Here is a 17694-nt window from a genome sequence, read left to right on the forward strand (position 1 = left end):
AACCTACCAACTAATAGGTAGATATGCCAGGATACAAAAACGTGCTGAAAAGATGAGCTGTTTTTCAGCCATAGCGAGATTGAGCCTGGGGTTTTCCGGGGCAGCACTGTCCGGAAACCTCACTGACCCCCTGTAACCCCGCCGTAAGGCGATAAAGAGGAAGTTGCTATGTCTATGTTATCCCGTTCCCGTCTGCTTTCCTGCGCTCTGACCGGTTCGTTACTGCTGGCCGGAAGCCTGAATTATGCGCTTGCTGATGATGCCATGTCACAAAGAGTGCAGGTGCGCGGCACCGTTGATTCTCTCAATGGCGATCAACTTACCGTTCAGTCGCGCGAGGGCAATAAGGTCAGGATTCAAATGAAACAAGGATCGATGGTTTCTGGCGTCGCGAAAGCCAGCTTTAACGATATCAAACAGGGAGATTATGTGGGTATCGCTTCTCTGCCCAAATCAGGTGGAGGTGACGGCGCGCTGGAAGTGCTGATCTTTCCTGCCCAGCTCAAAGGAGCCAACGAAGGCAGCTTTGGCTGGGATCTGAAACCTGGCAGTTCCATGACCAACGCGACAGTTGCCAATACCGTGAAGTCGGTGAATAACCGCATGGTTACCGTTACGTACCATGGCCACGAGAAGAAAATCGCTGTTCCTGAAGGCACCCCAGTAGTGACACTGTCACCGGCCACCATGGACGATGTTAAACCGGGCGCTACCGTCTTTGTTCCGGCCCAAAAAGGCGAAGGAGATACGCTGATGGCCAATACGCTGATTGTCGGCAAAAACGGCGTGGTTCCGCCGATGTAATCCGGTGCCAGCCGGTCTCGCTTCCGGCTGGCCATGGAGGTCACGATGAAAAATCGCCAAAAGCCTGAACGCCAGCTGATCTATCGCCACTCGCTGGTGGTGCGGCTGACGCACTGGATTAACGTGCTTTGTCTCTCCTTCCTGCTGATGAGTGGCTTACAGATTTTCAATGCGCACCCCCGCCTCTACTGGGGAGAGTATGGGGCTGACACGGATCGGCCAGTGATAGTGATTGGCAGTGAGCAGCAGCATCAGGACCTGCGCGGCTATGTGCAGGTTGGGCCGCTACGTCTCGCGACCACCGGCGTGCTGGGGGCTTCAAAAGAGGAGGGCGAAATGCGCGCACGCGCTTTTCCCGCCTGGCTGACCCTGCCTTCCTGGCAGGATCTGGGGGCGGGTCGCCACTGGCATTTCTTCTTTGCCTGGCTGCTGGTGCTGAATGGGCTGATTTATTTGCTGCATGGCGTCTGGCGCGGCCATTTCCGTCGCGATCTGCTGCCTGAGCGTCGTCAGCTCAGGCTGCGTCATTTATGGCAGGAGATCATTAATCACGCCCGCCTGCGTTTCGCCAGGGGGGAAGAAGTTCGCCACTACAATGCCCTGCAGAAAATCACCTATCTGCTGGTGATCTTTATTCTGCTACCGCTGATGGTGCTGACCGGGCTGACCATGTCGCCAGCCCTCGACGCGGCCTTTCCCTTGCTGCCCGATCTGTTTGGAGGGCGCCCTTCGGCACGCACGCTGCATTTTATTGTCGCCAGCCTGCTGGTGCTGTTCGTACTGGTACATCTGGCGATGGTTCTGGCTTCCGGCGTCTGGAATAACCTGCAAGCCATGATCAGCGGTCGCTACGCCATCGAAGAGGAAGGAGATAAGCGATGAAATATGCCCTCTCACGCCGTCGCCTGCTGGCAGGCCTGCTGGCCGGAACCGGCGCGTCGCTGCTTTCAGGATGCGATCAGCTGACGCAAAACGAGAGCGTCACGACATGGCTGGATCAGACGGAAAAGCTGACACTGCTTAGCCAGCGCTGGCTATCAGGGCGGCACGCTATGGCTCGCGAATACAGCGAAGCCGACTTATCACCCGTTTTTCGTGCCAATGGCACCGTTATGCCCGATTCCGCAGAGTACGCGCGACTGCTGGCAGGAGGATTCAGTGACTGGCGCCTGCGGGTAGAAGGACTGGTACAACGTCCGCTCAGCCTGTCGCTTACCGATCTCAAAGGCTTCCCCGCCCGAACGCAAATTACCCGCCATGATTGTGTGGAGGGCTGGAGCGCGATTGGCAAATGGCAAGGGGTGCCGCTGGGCCTGGTGCTTGATGCTGCAGGGCTGAAACCCGGCGCGCGCTTTGTGGTTTTTCACTGTGCCGATGAACTGGAGCAGACCCTGGATGGCAGCGGACGCTACTACGAAAGCATCGATCTGAATGATGCGTACCACCCACAAACCCTGCTGGCTTATGGCATGAACGGCCGGGATCTCCCGGTGGCGCACGGCGCGCCGCTCCGGCTGCGGGTTGAAAGACAGCTGGGTTATAAGCATGCCAAATATCTGATGCAGATTAAGGTGGTGAGTAGTTTTGACGATCTCTGGGGCGGCAAAGGCGGCTACTGGGAAGATCGTGGCTATGAGTGGTATGGCGGTATCTGACTACGCTTTATCTGTGAATTCAGGTAAGCCCACAGATAAAGTGAAGAGGACTTCACCACTATTTTTTGTAACCCTGTACCTGTGGAGTAAACACATGAATACAACGACCTCACCCGATCTGGAAACCCGGCTACGCATCATTGAAGACAAGCTGGCTATTTATGAACTGATTGCCGCCCATCCTCCCAGTGCTGACAGCGGACATGACGACTATACCTTGTCCGTTTACCAGGAAAATGGCATTTTTGATCGCGGTCCGACACTGGATGGCGCACAGGGCGCACAGGCCATCGCCGCATTTATCAAAAGACCGGAGCACGATGAAGCGATTCGCGGCGGTCCCGCGCATTTTACCGGATTGCCGCTGGTGAATCTGCGCGGGGATAGCGCCGTGGTCACCTCCTATCTGATGATTGTTCATCTGGATCATCAGGGAGAGCCGCGCGATCTGCCTAACCATGGCATCTCAACCGGTTATCGCATTCACCGCACCGTGGTGAATCGCTGGGAACTTGAACGACACCAGGGACGCTGGAAAATTGTAAAACGCACCCTGTTGCCGGTAGATGGTTCAGTGCACCATCAGAACCTGCTGCGTTCGGGGCTGAACGCGCTGTTTTTTCCTGACTGACAGGCAGGCTGATGCGTACCACCCCTGCAGACGCAGATCCCCGTCTGGTCAGACGCAGGATTTTCGCTGCGGGAGGCGCTGATCAGCATCATCACCACTTTATCGACGAGCAAGGGGGCAGTCTGATTAAGCTCAGCATCTCTGAAGATTTTTTCTGCTATCCGCAGGGCAAAACGGCGTACAGCGTCGTTTTCGCCCGTGAGTGCAGACTGAACGCCAGGCACCGGCTGTACGTAACCAACAAGTTTAATTACCGTCATGCCGCCTTCCTCTGTCTGCCCGGCTTGCCAGCACGCGGCATCCACCATGCATGTCTGACAAGCAATACTGAGTGATAGCTGTTGACAACAGGTGTCACAGCATTTATTGAACTGCAATCAACCTACCAGTAGATAGGATTATTGTCAAATAAACAACACGCTTGTCCGGAAAAGCGTGGGTCTTTGTAGCGGGTACTGCCGTGCGGTCCCGACAAAGGTGCAAGCGCGGAGAATGCTGTACCGCGCCTTGCGTTGCAGGTACCGGTTGTTTTCCGGCACCATCTGTATGGGGGAAGATAATGACCATCGCGCGTTTTACAATTGATATTCCACAAGCCCGGCTTGACGATCTTCATCGCCGACTGGAAAACATTCGCTGGCCCGCTGAGCCAGGCGGGACGAACTGGAACAAAGGGGTGCCAGCGGATTTTCTGCAACCGCTCATTGCATACTGGCAGAAAGAGTATGACTGGCGTACACAGGAAACTGCACTCAACCAGTTTGACCACTATCGCAGCGAGATCGATGGATATCATATCCATTTTATTCATATGCGCGGCCAGGGCCCCTCTCCTCTGCCGCTGATTCTCACCCATGGCTGGCCCGACTCTTTTCTGCGTTACCTGAAAGTGATCCCTTACCTGACCGATCCCGCCCGCTTTGGTGGCGATCCTGCTGACGCCTTCGATGTAATCATTCCCTCTGTTCCGGGATTTGGCTTCTCGTCAGCGCCTCAGACGGCGGGACTTAACAACGCCCGGGTCGCCAGGCTGTGGTTCGAACTGATGCATCACACTCTGGGCTATACCCGTTTCGCCGCCGCAGGCGGAGATTTAGGTTCAGGCATTACCCGCTTTCTGGCCGCGCTGTATCCGCAACAGGTTGCGGCAATACATCTTACCGACGTGGGTATTCTGCGGGACCTGATGATGCACAGCCAGCCAGAAGCGCTGACAGAAGAAGAACGGCTGTATCGCCAGACGGCGGCCCGCTGGATCAATGAGGAAGGCGGCTACATGGCGATTCAGGCAACAAAGCCGCACACCCTCGCGTGGGGGCTAAATGACTCCCCGGTCGGACTGGCTGCATGGATCGGTGAAAAATTCCGGGCATGGAGCGACTGTGGCGGGGATTTATTCAGCCGTTTCAGTCGGGATGAGGTGCTGACCAACATTATGCTGTACTGGCTGACAGAATCGGCAGACAGCGCTGCCAGCATTTATTATGAAAATACTCACTCCCTTCCTCAGCTGCCCAAAATCAAGGTACCAACGGGTGTGGCCTGTTTCCCTGCGGATATTCTGTTACCTCCACGCAGCTGGGCAGAAAAAAATTACCCCATCAGCCACTGGCGTGAAATGCCCGCTGGCGGCCATTTTACGGCGATGGAAGAGCCCGAACATTATGCTGCAGATATTCGGGCCTTCTTCCGCTCTTACCGGCACGCAGAACAGTAAAGAACTGGCCCCTCACGCCACCACGCGAGGGGCCGCTCATCAGGCGTTAAAACCGCCATCGGCAGTGATCATCGAGCCGGTCATAAAGCTGGCTGCCGGGCTGGCAAGGAATGCCACGATGGCGCCCATTTCTTCTGTCGTGCCATAACGACCCAGCGCCGTCAGCTGGCGAATGCTGTCTGCAAATTCGCCACTGTCCGGGTTCATATCCGTATCAACCGGGCCTGGCTGCAGCAGGTTAACGGTAATATCCCGAGACCCCAGATCGCGCGCCAGTCCGCGAGTAAAAGAGAGCAGCGCCGATTTGGTTAACGCATACATTGTCAGCCCGGCCAACGGAACACGCTCAGCGGTATTCGAACCAGTCGTAATAATGCGCCCCCCTTTCCCAAGATGGGGAATGGCCGCCTGCGAGGTCAGTATCACCCCCCGGATATTAACATTCAGCAGCGCATCGATATCCGCAAGACTCATTTCCCCGAAGTTGCCCTGCCGGGCGATCCCCGCATTGTTCACCAGAATGTCCAGCCCCCCGAGCTGACTCACCGCTTTTTCAACGGCATCTTTTACCGCTGCCGCATCAGCGCTGTCCGCCTGGATAGCAAAACCACGCTGGCCTTTATTCTCGATCTCTCTGACCACTTCCGCTGCACGATCAGCGGAATGTTCATAAGTAATGGCAACGTCAGCCCCCTTTGCCGCCAGTGCCAGTGCGATACCGGCACCTATACCACGCGACGCGCCAGTGACCAGCGCACGTTTACCTTGCAGCTCACTCATTGTTCAACCCTCATCTGTTTTGACCCGGCCATGGCCGTTTCAGCCCGTTCTGACGATCGGTTTGCCATGATGACGGTCTTTAGATAACCGCAGAAGCGTCGTTCACCGCAGCGCCAGCCACTTCACCAGCTCCGATACGCATAGGTATTTCTGTGTCGATCGATACAAAAACTAGAGAGCTTGCAGAGAAGAGTCAATGGGTTTATATAACGATCCATGCAGAATTCAGAAGATAAGGCACACGCCGTTAAAAACTCGCCCGCCCGTACACGTGGACGTCCCCGTGCATTTGACCGCGAAGCCGCACTGGCCAAAGCAACGCGTCTGTTCTGGCAAAAAGGGTACGAAGCCACCTCTGTTTCCGAACTGACTGAGGCGATGGGCATCAATTCACCCAGCCTTTATGCCGCGTTCGGTTCAAAAGAGGCGCTGTATGCTGAGGCGTTACGCTATTACTGCGAGAATTATGAGTCGCTGGTCTGGGCCAACTTCTTTGCGGCCCGCTCGGCACGCGAAGCCGTGCAGGCATTTCTGCTCGATTCCGCCCGCTCACTCACCGGCAACGCCGGCAACATCCCCTGCGGTTGTATGATCACGCTCTCCGCAGTGGGAAGTGAAGGGCATGTGGAACTGGGAGAAAATGTGCAGGCCATCCGGGCGGTGACTTTTGAGCGCATGAAAAGTTGCCTGCAGCAGGCTGTCGACAAAGGCGAGCTTCCGGCAGCGACCAATGTCTCTGCCCTGGCACGCTTTGTACAGAGCGTGCAGAATGGCATGTCGATTCTGGCGCGTGATGGCGTCAGCTATGATGAGCTGGAGGCGATGGTGCAGGTCACCATGGCGGGCTGGGATGCCAGAACGCGCGGTTAAATATTGCCGGGTGTATGAGCTCTGCCAGCAATAACGCTCGCGCTCAATAAAGCTTCCAGCGATCCCGGCGGCATGCCTGTCGACGCCTGCGGATCTTCGCTGCCTGAGGCAATATCGCCATCAAGAGAGGCAAACACAGAAACATACTCTTTATCTGTCCCCGACTGCTGTAGCTGATGAGTAAGTTCATCGATTGTCAGATTGAGATGGCGAATTTTCCGGCCCACAGTGTGGCTTAATCGCGCTGCCACTTCACCATAGCTCAGGGCTTCAGGGCCGGTAAGAATGAAATCTTTATTCAGATGCTGCTCTGCCAGAGTGGTGAATGCGGATAGCACAGCGCGTGCTGGAAAAGTGGCGATCTATCGCAGGTGGCCTTCAAAGCTGGCATTTGCGGCGGAAGCGCTGGAAACCATGCCGCTCAGACTGACGGGTACCTCAGACTAGGGTGCGTTGCCGGAAGATATACAGAGCTTTTTAATGATGCTGCGTCGTGTCCTTCGCCATCCTCTGGTAAAGCGCATACTGCCTGATCTCTTTGCCGAACAGGCCCGGGCGGGCGAAAGCGCTCCCCTGCTGTAACGCATGGCTTATGTGCGTCGGCAACAGGCGCTCGCCATACGGGATCGCGCTGTCGCCTGCGGGGAATTGCCAGCAAACAGGCATCGCGAACTGGCACTGGATATTATTCCCTCTGCCCTCTACTGGCGTACGGCGATACGAATAAGCCGCTGAGCAGAGAAGATATCGGCATTCAGGCACATGCTGTTGTTGCGGCATTAAAAACCCTTTGATTAGATGTTGTCTGCCAAAACACAACAGTTGCCGGACGCGCCTGTTGATTCTGACAGGCGTTGTAAACTTCAGGCTGGTGATTTTTTTAACGAGTGATATCAGGAGTCAAAATGCATTTCACAAAAATAGCGATCTTCTTTTGCGTCCTGGCTTTCAGCACAGCATCCGGGGCTGAGGTAAAAATTGTGCAAGGCGATGACGGCAATAAGCAGATGACTCTCTCTTTAACCGGCAGTGATGCTAAAAAAGCCTGGGATTTTTTGGCTGAATCACAAACCTACGAAGGATATGTGGTTTCATCTGGCGCAGCAGGCACATTATATCGTTCAAGCCCGGTAATAACCTGTAAGAAAAACCAGAACGACTACCGTTGTGAAGTAAAAGTCGGCATTAATGGTTTGCCGGTTAATCCCTGAATTAACAGTACGCCTCAGTGAACAATTTTCTCTCAGAATGCTGTTTTATAAAATAAAACCTGGCCTGACCCTCACAAATGTGAGTTATTTTGTTATATTAAACAACGGGTTATAATTTATTTATTTTTCAAGCGCATTTCAGCCACCATAGTTCTTCCCTTCTGCGCCATTACGGCTTCGTTTATCCATAACAGAAAAAGACGAACAACGTTCAACAGAAAAAAGCAGCCGCAGGCGCGGGCGGAAAATAATTTCATAAATAAAGGTTGCTATACTCACTGTGGTATGTCTTAATGTCGTCAGCGGTTTGAAAACAGACCTTATGAAAGCAATTTTAGTAAAGCAGTCCTCAGTTCAAGGTTATCCCCAGATATTCTTCTTCGTGAGCTCCTCCTAAGTGCCGGGTAAGTTATCCTCTGTTCCACAGGCCTCCTTCGCCGCATTTAGTGGCTCATCAATTAAGAATTAAGGAAATATCTATGTCTGTTAAAATGACTGGTTTAGTAAAATGGTTTGACGCGGGTAAAGGTTTTGGTTTTATCACGCCTCAGGATGGCAGTAAGGACGTCTTCGTCCATTTCTCTGCGATTCAGAGCAGCGCTTATAAAACACTCGACGAAGGTCAGCACGTTGAGTTCACCATTGAAAATGGTGCGAAAGGCCCGGCAGCTGCTAACGTGACTGCACTGTAATCCGCGATCGCTGCGCTGATGTTTACAATAGCGATGATGGCAAAAGCCTGAGCAGTTAAACAACAGCGATATCGCCCAAAACCCGCCCTGTGCGGGTTTTTGCTTTTCTGCGTACATCACCACGTCATCGGACATTATCTGTCATCACCCTTCAGTAAAATCTGCTAATTTGCCATTTTGTGTGTCCGGCTTGAGTGAACGCTGGCTGGCATCCACACTTAGATGCTCTGTTTCAGCAATCGCACCTCCACTTACAGAACAGGACATAATTCACCATGAAAGCAATGACGTTAGCCGCTCCGGGCGGACTGGATAATCTTCAGCTTACCGATCTGCCTGATCCGGGCGACCCTGGCTATGGCGAAATCCGGGTTGCCATTCACGCTACTTCACTTAATTTTCATGATTTGCTGGTGGCTAACGGCACGATGCCGACCGCCGATCAGCGCATTATGATGGCCGATGGCGCTGGCGTGGTTGAAGCCGTGGGCAACGGCGTGACGGAGTTTCAGGTGGGCGACCATGTGGTCTCCTGTTTTTTCCCACAATGGCAGGATGGACAGCCCTCTGACACCGTGGGGGATTTCGCCATGACGCCCGGTGATGGGACACACGGGTTCGCTGCCGAATATGTTGTACGCCCCGCCAGCCATTTTACCCTGGCGCCTGCAGGCTGGAGTCATGCCGAGGCTGCCACCATCACGACGGCGGGCCTGACCGCCTGGCGCGCACTGGTCGGTGACGCCAGCCTTAAAGCGGGGGATACGGTACTGACGCTGGGTACTGGCGGAGTGTCTGTTACCGCCCTGCAGATTGCCAAAGCGATGGGGGTCCGGGTCATTATCACCTCCTCCTCTGACGAGAAACTGGCGCGCGCAAAACAGCTGGGTGCGGATGAGATCATTAATTATCGGGCGCAGCCCGACTGGGGCAAAACCGTTCGGGATCTGACTAACGGCAGAGGCGCGGATATTGTGATTGAAGTGGGCGGCCCCGGTACGCTGACGCAATCCATTGATGCCGTTCGGGTCGGTGGTCATATTGCGCTGATTGGCGTACTGACGGGGGTTGAGGGGAATATTCCGACCTCCGCGCTGATGGCTAAACAGGCGCGTCTGCAGGGTTTGATCGTTGGCAGCCGCCGTCAGCAACGCGATTTTGTCAACGCGCTGAATCAAACCGGTATCCGTCCGGTCATTAGCGACCGTTTTGTCTCGCTGGCCGAACTGCCGCGTGCATTCCGCCATCAGCAGGACGGGGCGCACTTCGGCAAGATCACCGTTGAATGGTGATGATATCACCCGGATGACCTGTTAATCAGCCACATTCATGTGGCTGAAACTGCGGATTATCCATTCCCCGAATAATTTATCCCTTTTCGGGATCTTTCCTGTACCCTCTCCACTCTTTTGTATGAAAAAGTTCTGCTGTCGGATAAGGCATCGCCAGGGAGGCAGCATGAAGCGCAGCAGCACCCACATCGCATGATGCGGTTTTCAAAACCTTTCTTTCTCACCCCCATACGGTGCGCGACTTTATGGCATTACATCTGCCGCCTGTCCTGTTGGCGATTTGCGATCTCGCCACCCTGCAGCTGGAGTCCGGCAGTTTTGTTGAAGAAGATCTGCGTCCTTACTACAGCCATATGCTCTATTCCCTGAAAACTACGTCAGGAGAAGGGTATATCCACGTACTGATTGAACACCAGAGTTCAGTCGACCGCTATATGGCCTTTCGGCTGATGCGCTACGCCATTGACGCCATGCAGCGCCATCTGAACGCTGGCCATAAAAGCTTACCGCTGGTGATACCGGTTCTGTTCTATCAGGGCAAGCGCAGCCCCTATCCCTATTCGCTGACTGGCTGCAGTTATTCAGCGAGCCGGAGCAGGCCGCTGCGCTTTATAGCGATGGCTTTCCGCTGGTGGATATTACCGTTATCCCGGACGAAGAGATTATGCAACACCGCAGCATGGCTGCCCTGACGTTGTTGCAAAAACAGATTCACCATCGCGATCTGAATGAACTGCTGGAAGCGCTGGTAACGCTGATGCTGAACGAGTTTATGACCGGACAGCAGGTACTGTCGCTGGTAAACTATATGCTGCAGGCAGGAGAAACGCCGAATGCAGACGCCTTTATTCGCAAGCTGGTCCGGCGGGTGCCACAGCATGAGGTCAAACTGATGACCATTGCACAGCAATTAGAGCAAAAAGGCTTAGAAATGGGCAATAAGCGCGGACGTCAGGAAGGAATAGCGCCTGGTGAGCGGGAAACTCGTCTGGAAATTGCCCGCACCATGCTGGAAAACGGTATGGACAGCAGCACGGTCATAGAGATCACCGGTCTGCCAGAAGAGGATTTGCTGCAGCTTCGCCACTGAAAGGCGCTTTCTCGTTCGCTTCTTCAGCAAAATCATCGGCGGCTGACCCGCGCCCTTATCCGCCGATTATTAATCTAATAAGCCCATAGCAATATAAAACCTCCTCGCTCCCATTGCGGCTCATTGGACATGCCGGACAGCAGAACGCTAAGCCTCCCTTGCAGCTCACGTAACAGCCACACATCAACTTCTGCCACATAGTCTATGATTGTTCATGGTATGCCGCCTGAATACAGGCACCTTCATGGCTACCCGAGGAGCGCCGATCCCTTACGGCATCCCTTTCACGCTTACAGATTTATGTTATTGAAGCTCGCATCCCCGGCACGCGACCGGGGGTGCGGTCGATTGCTGATTTCCGGGATAAACGAGGCCATTGAATGGAGTCCACATCATTTCATAAAAGTTGGGGTGCCGAATACGTAGACGACGGCACCGTTCGCTTTCGTCTCTGGGCAACGGGTCAGGAAAGCGTGAAGCTCCGTCTTTCTGGCGAAGAAAAAGAGATGATCCCGAGCGGCGACGGGTGGTTTGAACTGCTGGCAACCGGCGTTTCACCCGGTACGGAATACAATTTTGTCCTTGCCGACGGCACGGTCGTACCGGATCCCGCTTCCCGTGCCCAGAAAGCGGACGTTAACGGCCCCTCTCTGGTAATCAATCCAGACGATTACACCTGGCAGAACCGCGCCTGGCAGGGCCGTCCATGGACCGAGACGGTCGTCTATGAGATGCATATCGGTACTTTCACGCCGGAAGGCACCTTCCGCGCGGCGATTGAAAAACTGCCCGGGCTGGCAGAACTCGGCATCACCATGCTTGAGGTGCTGCCGCTTTCACAATTCGGCGGTAACCGTGGCTGGGGCTATGATGGCGTACTGCTCTATGCGCCACATTCCGCCTATGGTACGCCGGACGATTTCCGCGCCTTTGTCGATGCGGCTCACGGCCATGGCCTGTCGGTCGTACTCGATATCGTGCTCAACCATTTCGGCCCGGAGGGCAACTATTTGCCGCTGCTGGCCCCTGACTTCTTCCATAAGGAGCGAATGACGCCCTGGGGCGCAGGTATTGCTTATGATATTGATGCTGCCCGGCGTTATATTGTGGAAGCTCCGCTCTACTGGCTGAAAGAGTTCAATCTTGACGGCCTGCGTTTCGACGCCATCGATCAGATAGAAGACAGCGCCGACAAGCACGTTCTGATTGAGATCGCCGGGCGTATCCGTGCCGAAATTACCGACCGCCCCATTCATCTGACCACCGAAGACAGTCGTAATGTCATCTTCCTCCATCCACGTACGGAAACGGGTGACGTGCCGCTCTTTACCGGTGAATGGAACGATGACTTTCACAACGCCATCCATGTCCTCGCCACTGGCGAAACCCACGCCTACTATCAGGACTTTGCCCATGAGCCGGAAAAGCTCGTCGCCCGGATTCTGACCGAAGGGTTTGCTTATCAGGGTGAGGTGTCGCCGCAATCCGGAGAGAAACGCGGCGTAAAAAGCGCCGGACAGCCGCCGGTCGCCTTTGTGGATTTTATTCAGAATCACGACCAGGTAGGCAACCGCGCGCAGGGAGAAAGGCTGATTACCCTGGCGGGTGCTGACCGGACGCGGGTACTGCTCGCCACCCTGCTGCTTTCGCCCCATATTCCGCTGCTGTTTATGGGTGAGGAGTATGGCGAAACAAATCCCTTCCTGTTCTTCACCGATTTCCATGGCGATCTCGCCCGTGCGGTACGTGAGGGACGTGCGAAAGAGTTTGCCGGTCATGCCGGGCATGAAGGTGAAAGCGTGCCCGATCCCAACGCCCCGGAAACCTTTGAGATGTCAAAACTGGACTGGCAGAAACCAGACAGTCAGGAAGGTGCGGCCTGGCTGGCGCTAACCCGTCAGCTGCTGGCGCTGCGTCAGCAATATATCGTGCCCTTACTGACTACGGCCGGCGGCAACGCAGGAAAAGTGATAAAAACTGCGCAAGGGTTCCTTGCCGTCAGCTGGACGTTCCCGCAGGGCACCCTGTCAATGGCGCTGAATGTGGGTGAGCAATCACAGCCGCTGCCCGATCTGCCTGGCGAAACCCTTTTTGCCTGGCCGCAGGCGGCAGAGACGCTGGGGCAGAATGCCATTGTGGTGCGTCTGGACGCGGGGGAGACAAAATGAATATCCCAACTGCGACTTACCGTATTCAGTTCCGTAACGGCATGACTTTCGATCGTGCGGCTGCGCTGGTGCCCTATCTGAAGCAGCTCGGCATCAGTCATCTTTATGCCTCGCCGATCTTCACCGCCACCGCGGGCTCGACACACGGCTACGATGTTACCGACGCCAATGAAATCGATCCCTCTATCGGCGGACGCGCAGGCTTTGATCGCATGGCGGCAGCGCTGAAGCAAGCGGGGCTTAGCCTGATCCTCGACATCGTTCCCAATCATATGGCTGCTTCGCTGGAAAACGCCTGGTGGCGCGATGTCATTGAGCATGGCGAAAACAGCCGCTACGCCCGCTATTTCGATATCGACTGGACGCGCCGCCTGACACTGCCTTTCCTTGGCGATACGTTTGAAAATGAGCTGGAAAAGGGCGAAATCAGCGTTAAGCCTGACCCGAAAACTGGCCAACCTGCTCTCGTCTGTTACGAAAATTATTACCCGCTCACCCCGAAAAGCTGGCAGGGGCGCGAGACAGAGGTGCTGAACCTGCGCGACAACGCGCAGATCGCCGCACTCCACGATCGTCAGCCCTGGCAACTGATGTGCTGGCGCGAGGCGGCGCGCAATCTCTCTTATCGCCGTTTCTTCGAGATAACCGGTCTTGTCGGGGTTCGGGTCGAAGATAAAGCCGTTTTTGATGCCACCCACCGCCTGATCCTTGAACTGGTTCATTCTGGTGTGGTCGACGGGCTGCGCATTGATCATGTCGACGGGCTGGCCGATCCGAAAGGCTATCTGGAGCAACTGCGTCAGCAGGCCGGGCCGGAGTGCTATATCACCGTCGAAAAAATTCTCGGCAAAGGCGAGCATATTTCGACGGACTGGCCGATTTCCGGCACTACCGGTTATGAATTTATCGCCTCGCTCTCCAGCGCGCTGGTGGATGGCAAGAAGATCGGGGCACTACATAAAGCGTATGAAGCAGTGACGGGCAAAGCGGTTGATGTGGAAGCTGAACTGCGTGCTGCCAAGATGCTGATGGCAACCCGTAACTTTGCCGGAGAGTTTTCTTCACTGCTGAAGCTGATCATGCGTCTGGCCCAGGCGGAGAAGGTAACGCTGGACGAGGAAACGGCGCGTACCACGCTGCGCGAGCTGCTGGTCGCCTTCCCGGTCTACCGCACCTATGGCACTCCTGCGGGCATGCCGCCAGCCGGCAGGGAGATGCTGCAACAGGTTGTTGAAAATGTCAGAAACAGCGCTCATGCGCCTGATTCTGCCACGCTGGATTTCCTTACCCGCGTGCTCACTGGTGAGGTCGCTGAATCTGCTGCCCATGATGCGGCCACCTTCCGTACCCGCTTCCAGCAGCTGACCGGACCGCTGATGGCAAAATCGGTGGAAGATACGCTGTTTTTCCGCCTGAATATGGCACTGGCGCTGAATGAAGTCGGTGCCGAGCCGGTGCCGCCCGCTTTCTCGCCCGACAGCTTCCATCAGGAGATGCAGACGCGCCTTGAACGGCAACCGGATGCGCTTTCGGGCACCTCGACGCATGATACCAAACGCGGCGAAGATGCCCGCGCCCGGCTCTATGCCATCACCGAAGCGCCGGAACTCTGGGCCGCCTGCGTTAACCGCTGGCGTGGGATGAACAAAGCCAGGATTGCGCAACTTGATGATGGCCCGGCACCGGAACCGGCTGTGGAGTGGATGCTCTATCAGGCGCTGGCCGGCGTCTGGCCTACGACGCAACAACCCCAGGACGCTGCTGGCCTGCAGGCGCTGGAAGCGCGTTTTTTGCCCTATGTGGAAAAAGCGCTGCGCGAAGCGAAACAACGCACCGACTGGGCCGACAGCAACGCGGATTATGAAAATGCCGTGCTTGATTATGTGCGTCATCTGCTGTCACCCGATAATCAGGCTTTTCTGCGCGATTTTATCACTGCCCTGCAGCCCTTTATTCGTGCCGGTCTGGTGAACAGCCTGACACAGACGGTCGTGAAGCTGACGGCCCCTGGCGTGCCGGATATTTATCAGGGCAGCGAGGCGCTGGATTTTAGCCTGGTGGATCCTGACAACCGACGTGAACCCGATTTTACCCTGCTTGAAACCATGCTGTCTGGCGACGAAAAGCCGGATTTTAACAATGAAACGCACTGGCTGAGCGGACGACTGAAGCAGCACGTTATCGCGCAGCTGCTGCAGGTGCGACAGCAGCAGCCGACGCTGTTTCGCCATGGCGACTACCTGCCACTCGCCGCCACAGGGAAGCGCGCGGAAAATATCCTCGCCTTCGCCCGGGCAGATCAGGATGCGGCTCTGATCGTTATCCTGCCGCGTCTTGTCTCCCACGCACTGCATGGCAACCTGCCCCTGCCGCAGGCGGAACTCTGGGAAGAGACGGCTATCGCCCTGCCTGATCAGCTTGCTAACCGTCGTTATCGCGACGTACTGACAGGAGAAGAGATAAGCCTGTCCGGGGAGATCAATGGAGGATCAGTCAAGAGTTATCTGTCTGTGATAATCCTGAGTGGTTGAGTGCTCTGTAGCTGAAAAGGTCATAAACCACTTTATTGCGTGAAATCTGAACTTTTGATGAAGAGGGATCAATGTCAAACGGTAAACCTTTTGAAATTACGGCGGGGTATAGCCATCTTCTGGGTGCGAATTTTGATGGCGAAGGGGTTAACTTCGCCCTCTTTTCTGCGCATGCGGAACGCGTTGAGCTTTGCCTTTACGACCCGAGCGGCCAGCACGAGATCGCCAGACTGGATCTGCCGGAATATACCCACGAAGTCTGGCATGGTTACGTGCCAGGCCTGTTGCCCGGCGCACTGTACGGTTTTCGCGTGCACGGCCCCTATGATCCGGAAAACGGTCATCGTTTCAATCCCAATAAACTGCTGATTGACCCCTATGCGCGTGAGCTGGCAGGCGATATCGACTGGAACGAGGCGCACTTTGCTTACGACCTGCTGCATGAAGATAAAGATCTGACTTTCGACACCCGCGACAGCGCACCTTTTACGCCAAAGTGTCGGGTGATCGATCCTTATGAATATGACTGGCAGGACAAAAACCGCCCGGAGATTCCGTGGCCGAATACGGTGATCTATGAAACCCATGTCAAAGGGTTTACCCAGCTCAATTCCGCCCTGCCTCCGGAGCTACGCGGCACCTTTGACGGCATGGGTCACAAGGCAACCGTAGATTATATCAAGAGCCTGGGCATCACTTCGGTGGAACTGCTGCCGGTGCACTGGTTCCCGGACGATCAGCATCTGCTTGATAAGGGGCTGAAAAATTTCTGGGGTTATAACACGCTCGGCTTCTTCGCGCCCGCTTCACGCTATTACGGCCCGCGCGGTATTCAGGGCTTTCGTGACATGGTGCGGGCATTTCATAATGCGGGCATTGAGGTCATCCTCGACGTGGTTTACAACCACACGGCGGAAGGTAATGAGCTTGGCCCGACGCTCTCCTTCAAAGGCATCGATAACTTTTCCTATTACCGCACCATGCCGGGCCAACACCGTTATTACATCAACGATACCGGTACCGGCAACACCGTGAATACCTCGCATCCGCGGGTCCTGCAGATGATCATGGATTCGCTGCGTTACTGGGCCGAGTCGATGCATATCGATGGCTTCCGTTTCGACCTTGGCACCATTCTGGGACGCGAGCCACAGGGCTTCGATCAGCGCGGCGGCTTTTTCGATGCGATGATGCAGGATCCCCTGCTTTCGCGCCTGAAGCTGATCGGCGAACCCTGGGATATCGGTCCGGGAGGCTATCAGGTAGGCGGCTTCCCGCCCGGCTGGGCGGAGTGGAACGACCAGTATCGCGACACGGTGCGTGAATACTGGAAGGGCAACAACGTTTCCACCGATTTTGCTGCCCGCCTGCTCGGTTCCGGCGATCTGTACGATCTGCGTGGCCGCCGCCCCTGGGCCAGCGTCAACTTTATCACTGCCCATGACGGCTTCACGCTCAACGATCTGGTCTCGTACAATGAGAAACATAACGAGGCCAACGGCGAAGATAATAACGACGGCCATAACGATAACCGCTCTTACAACTATGGTGCTGAAGGCCCCACCGAAGATGAAGGCATTAATGCGGTACGTGAGCGGCAGAAACGTAACTTCCTCGCGACTATCCTCTTTTCCCACGGTACGCCAATGCTGCTGGCGGGCGATGAATTTGGCCGCAGCCAGATGGGTAACAACAACGGTTATTGTCAGGATAGCGAGATCTCCTGGATTCACTGGGACGATCTGCCCGCCTCCAGCGAGGCGCTGCGTGAGTTTACCCGGCAGGTTATCCGGTTACGCGCTGAACAACCGCTCCTGCGGCGTGAAAGCTGGCGCGATGGCATGGATATCAAGTGGTTTAATGCTGGCGGCGGCTTCCAGCAACCGGAGCAGTGGGATGAGGGCTCAACGCTGGGCGTTTACCTGAGCCGTGCGGATCTTCAACAGGAAGAAGGCGTCTGGCACGATGTACTGATCCTGTTTAATCCGTTCGAGGGCAATGTGCCGTTCCGCATTCCGCAGTTTGGCGAAGGGGGCTGGGTACTTGAGCTCACCACCTCGGATACTGCTAACCAGGGTATCGTCATTACGCGGGAAAAAGATTTCGATCTGGAGGGTCGCAGTATTGCCCTGTTCCGGAGACCCTGAGCGCAAAAAAGAGAAGTTAAGATTGATATTTTAATAACCTAAATCACGCGTCGCTTTTTATATATTGAAAAAGCGACGCGTTATTCCTACCCTGGGGTGACATTTT

16 protein-coding genes and 1 pseudogene are annotated in these 17694 nt (G+C 55.3%); 14 read left to right on the forward strand and 3 right to left on the reverse strand.

Annotated elements, in window-relative coordinates; translation table 11 throughout:
• The first annotated feature begins 168 nt into the window (after positions 1-168).
• The 6 genes from E0E17_RS18300 to E0E17_RS18325 all read left to right on the forward strand — a co-directional run bounded on the left by E0E17_RS18300 (position 169) and on the right by E0E17_RS18325 (position 4807).
• The gene (locus E0E17_RS18300; protein WP_130835611.1) at positions 169-804 is read left to right on the forward strand and encodes a hypothetical protein; all 636 of its coding nucleotides are present in this window, start codon (positions 169-171) and stop codon (positions 802-804) included.
• 45 nt (positions 805-849) lie between these two features.
• A complete protein-coding gene (locus E0E17_RS18305) occupies positions 850-1686 on the forward strand; it encodes a cytochrome b/b6 domain-containing protein (RefSeq protein ID WP_130835612.1) in 837 nt (278 codons plus the stop codon).
• Positions 1683-2459, forward strand: a complete 777-nt coding sequence (locus E0E17_RS18310; RefSeq protein ID WP_130835613.1) for a molybdopterin-binding protein — start codon at positions 1683-1685, stop codon at positions 2457-2459. The genes E0E17_RS18305 and E0E17_RS18310 overlap by 4 nt, the downstream gene beginning before the upstream one ends.
• Before the next feature lie 94 nt (positions 2460-2553).
• Positions 2554-3090 carry a nuclear transport factor 2 family protein gene (locus tag E0E17_RS18315; RefSeq protein ID WP_130835614.1) on the forward strand — a complete coding sequence of 179 codons (537 nt, stop codon included), beginning with the start codon at positions 2554-2556 and terminating at the stop codon, positions 3088-3090.
• Positions 3091-3101: 11 nt separating this feature from the next.
• Complete coding sequence (locus E0E17_RS18320) at positions 3102-3425, forward strand: hypothetical protein (RefSeq protein WP_130835615.1); 324 nt, start codon at positions 3102-3104, stop codon at positions 3423-3425.
• Between the two features lie 224 nt (positions 3426-3649).
• A complete protein-coding gene (locus E0E17_RS18325; RefSeq protein ID WP_130835616.1) occupies positions 3650-4807 on the forward strand; it encodes an epoxide hydrolase family protein in 1158 nt (385 codons plus the stop codon).
• Between the two features lie 39 nt (positions 4808-4846).
• Here the strand turns inward: E0E17_RS18325 and E0E17_RS18330 are convergent, their stop codons facing one another.
• Positions 4847-5587, reverse strand: a complete 741-nt coding sequence (locus E0E17_RS18330; RefSeq protein WP_130835617.1) for an SDR family NAD(P)-dependent oxidoreductase — start codon at positions 5585-5587, stop codon at positions 4847-4849.
• A gap of 216 nt (positions 5588-5803) precedes the next feature.
• Here E0E17_RS18330 and E0E17_RS18335 point away from each other — a divergent pair, with 216 nt between their 5' ends.
• Positions 5804-6457 (forward strand): TetR/AcrR family transcriptional regulator, encoded by a 654-nt coding sequence (locus E0E17_RS18335; protein ID WP_130835618.1) that lies wholly within the window; start codon positions 5804-5806, stop codon positions 6455-6457.
• On the opposite strand, the gene E0E17_RS18340 is transcribed toward E0E17_RS18335, so the two are convergent.
• A complete protein-coding gene (locus E0E17_RS18340; protein WP_130835619.1) occupies positions 6454-6795 on the reverse strand; it encodes a Rossmann-fold NAD(P)-binding domain-containing protein in 342 nt (113 codons plus the stop codon). The two genes, E0E17_RS18335 and E0E17_RS18340, sit on opposite strands and share 4 nt — an antisense overlap.
• A gap of 139 nt (positions 6796-6934) precedes the next feature.
• Positions 6935-7237, reverse strand: coding sequence for a hypothetical protein (locus tag E0E17_RS18345; RefSeq protein ID WP_130835620.1), 303 nt, complete (start codon positions 7235-7237; stop codon positions 6935-6937).
• A 125-nt stretch (positions 7238-7362) separates the two neighbouring features.
• Here E0E17_RS18345 and E0E17_RS18350 point away from each other — a divergent pair, with 125 nt between their 5' ends.
• The 7 genes and pseudogenes from E0E17_RS18350 to glgX all read left to right on the forward strand — a co-directional run bounded on the left by E0E17_RS18350 (position 7363) and on the right by glgX (position 17588).
• Complete coding sequence (locus E0E17_RS18350) at positions 7363-7668, forward strand: hypothetical protein (protein ID WP_130835621.1); 306 nt, start codon at positions 7363-7365, stop codon at positions 7666-7668.
• A gap of 479 nt (positions 7669-8147) precedes the next feature.
• Entirely contained in the window at positions 8148-8360 is a 213-nt protein-coding gene (gene cspE, locus E0E17_RS18355; RefSeq protein WP_130835622.1) for a transcription antiterminator/RNA stability regulator CspE, read from the forward strand.
• Positions 8361-8635: 275 nt separating this feature from the next.
• Positions 8636-9652 (forward strand): zinc-dependent alcohol dehydrogenase family protein, encoded by a 1017-nt coding sequence (locus E0E17_RS18360; protein WP_130835623.1) that lies wholly within the window; start codon positions 8636-8638, stop codon positions 9650-9652.
• Positions 9653-9834: 182 nt separating this feature from the next.
• A pseudogene (locus E0E17_RS18365) lies at positions 9835-10742 on the forward strand (Rpn family recombination-promoting nuclease/putative transposase); the annotation flags it as partial.
• Positions 10743-11122: 380 nt separating this feature from the next.
• Entirely contained in the window at positions 11123-12910 is a 1788-nt protein-coding gene (gene treZ / locus E0E17_RS18370) for a malto-oligosyltrehalose trehalohydrolase (RefSeq protein WP_130835624.1), read from the forward strand.
• Positions 12907-15441, forward strand: a complete 2535-nt coding sequence (treY, locus tag E0E17_RS18375; protein ID WP_130835625.1) for a malto-oligosyltrehalose synthase — start codon at positions 12907-12909, stop codon at positions 15439-15441. Before treZ ends, treY begins: the two co-directional genes overlap by 4 nt.
• A 71-nt stretch (positions 15442-15512) precedes the next feature.
• The gene (glgX, locus tag E0E17_RS18380) at positions 15513-17588 is read left to right on the forward strand and encodes a glycogen debranching protein GlgX (RefSeq protein ID WP_130835626.1); all 2076 of its coding nucleotides are present in this window, start codon (positions 15513-15515) and stop codon (positions 17586-17588) included.
• Positions 17589-17694 lie beyond the last annotated feature (106 nt).

The sequence above is a fragment of the [Erwinia] mediterraneensis genome (assembly GCF_900604315.1).
Classification (GTDB): Bacteria; Pseudomonadota; Gammaproteobacteria; order Enterobacterales; family Enterobacteriaceae; genus Pantoea; species Pantoea mediterraneensis_A.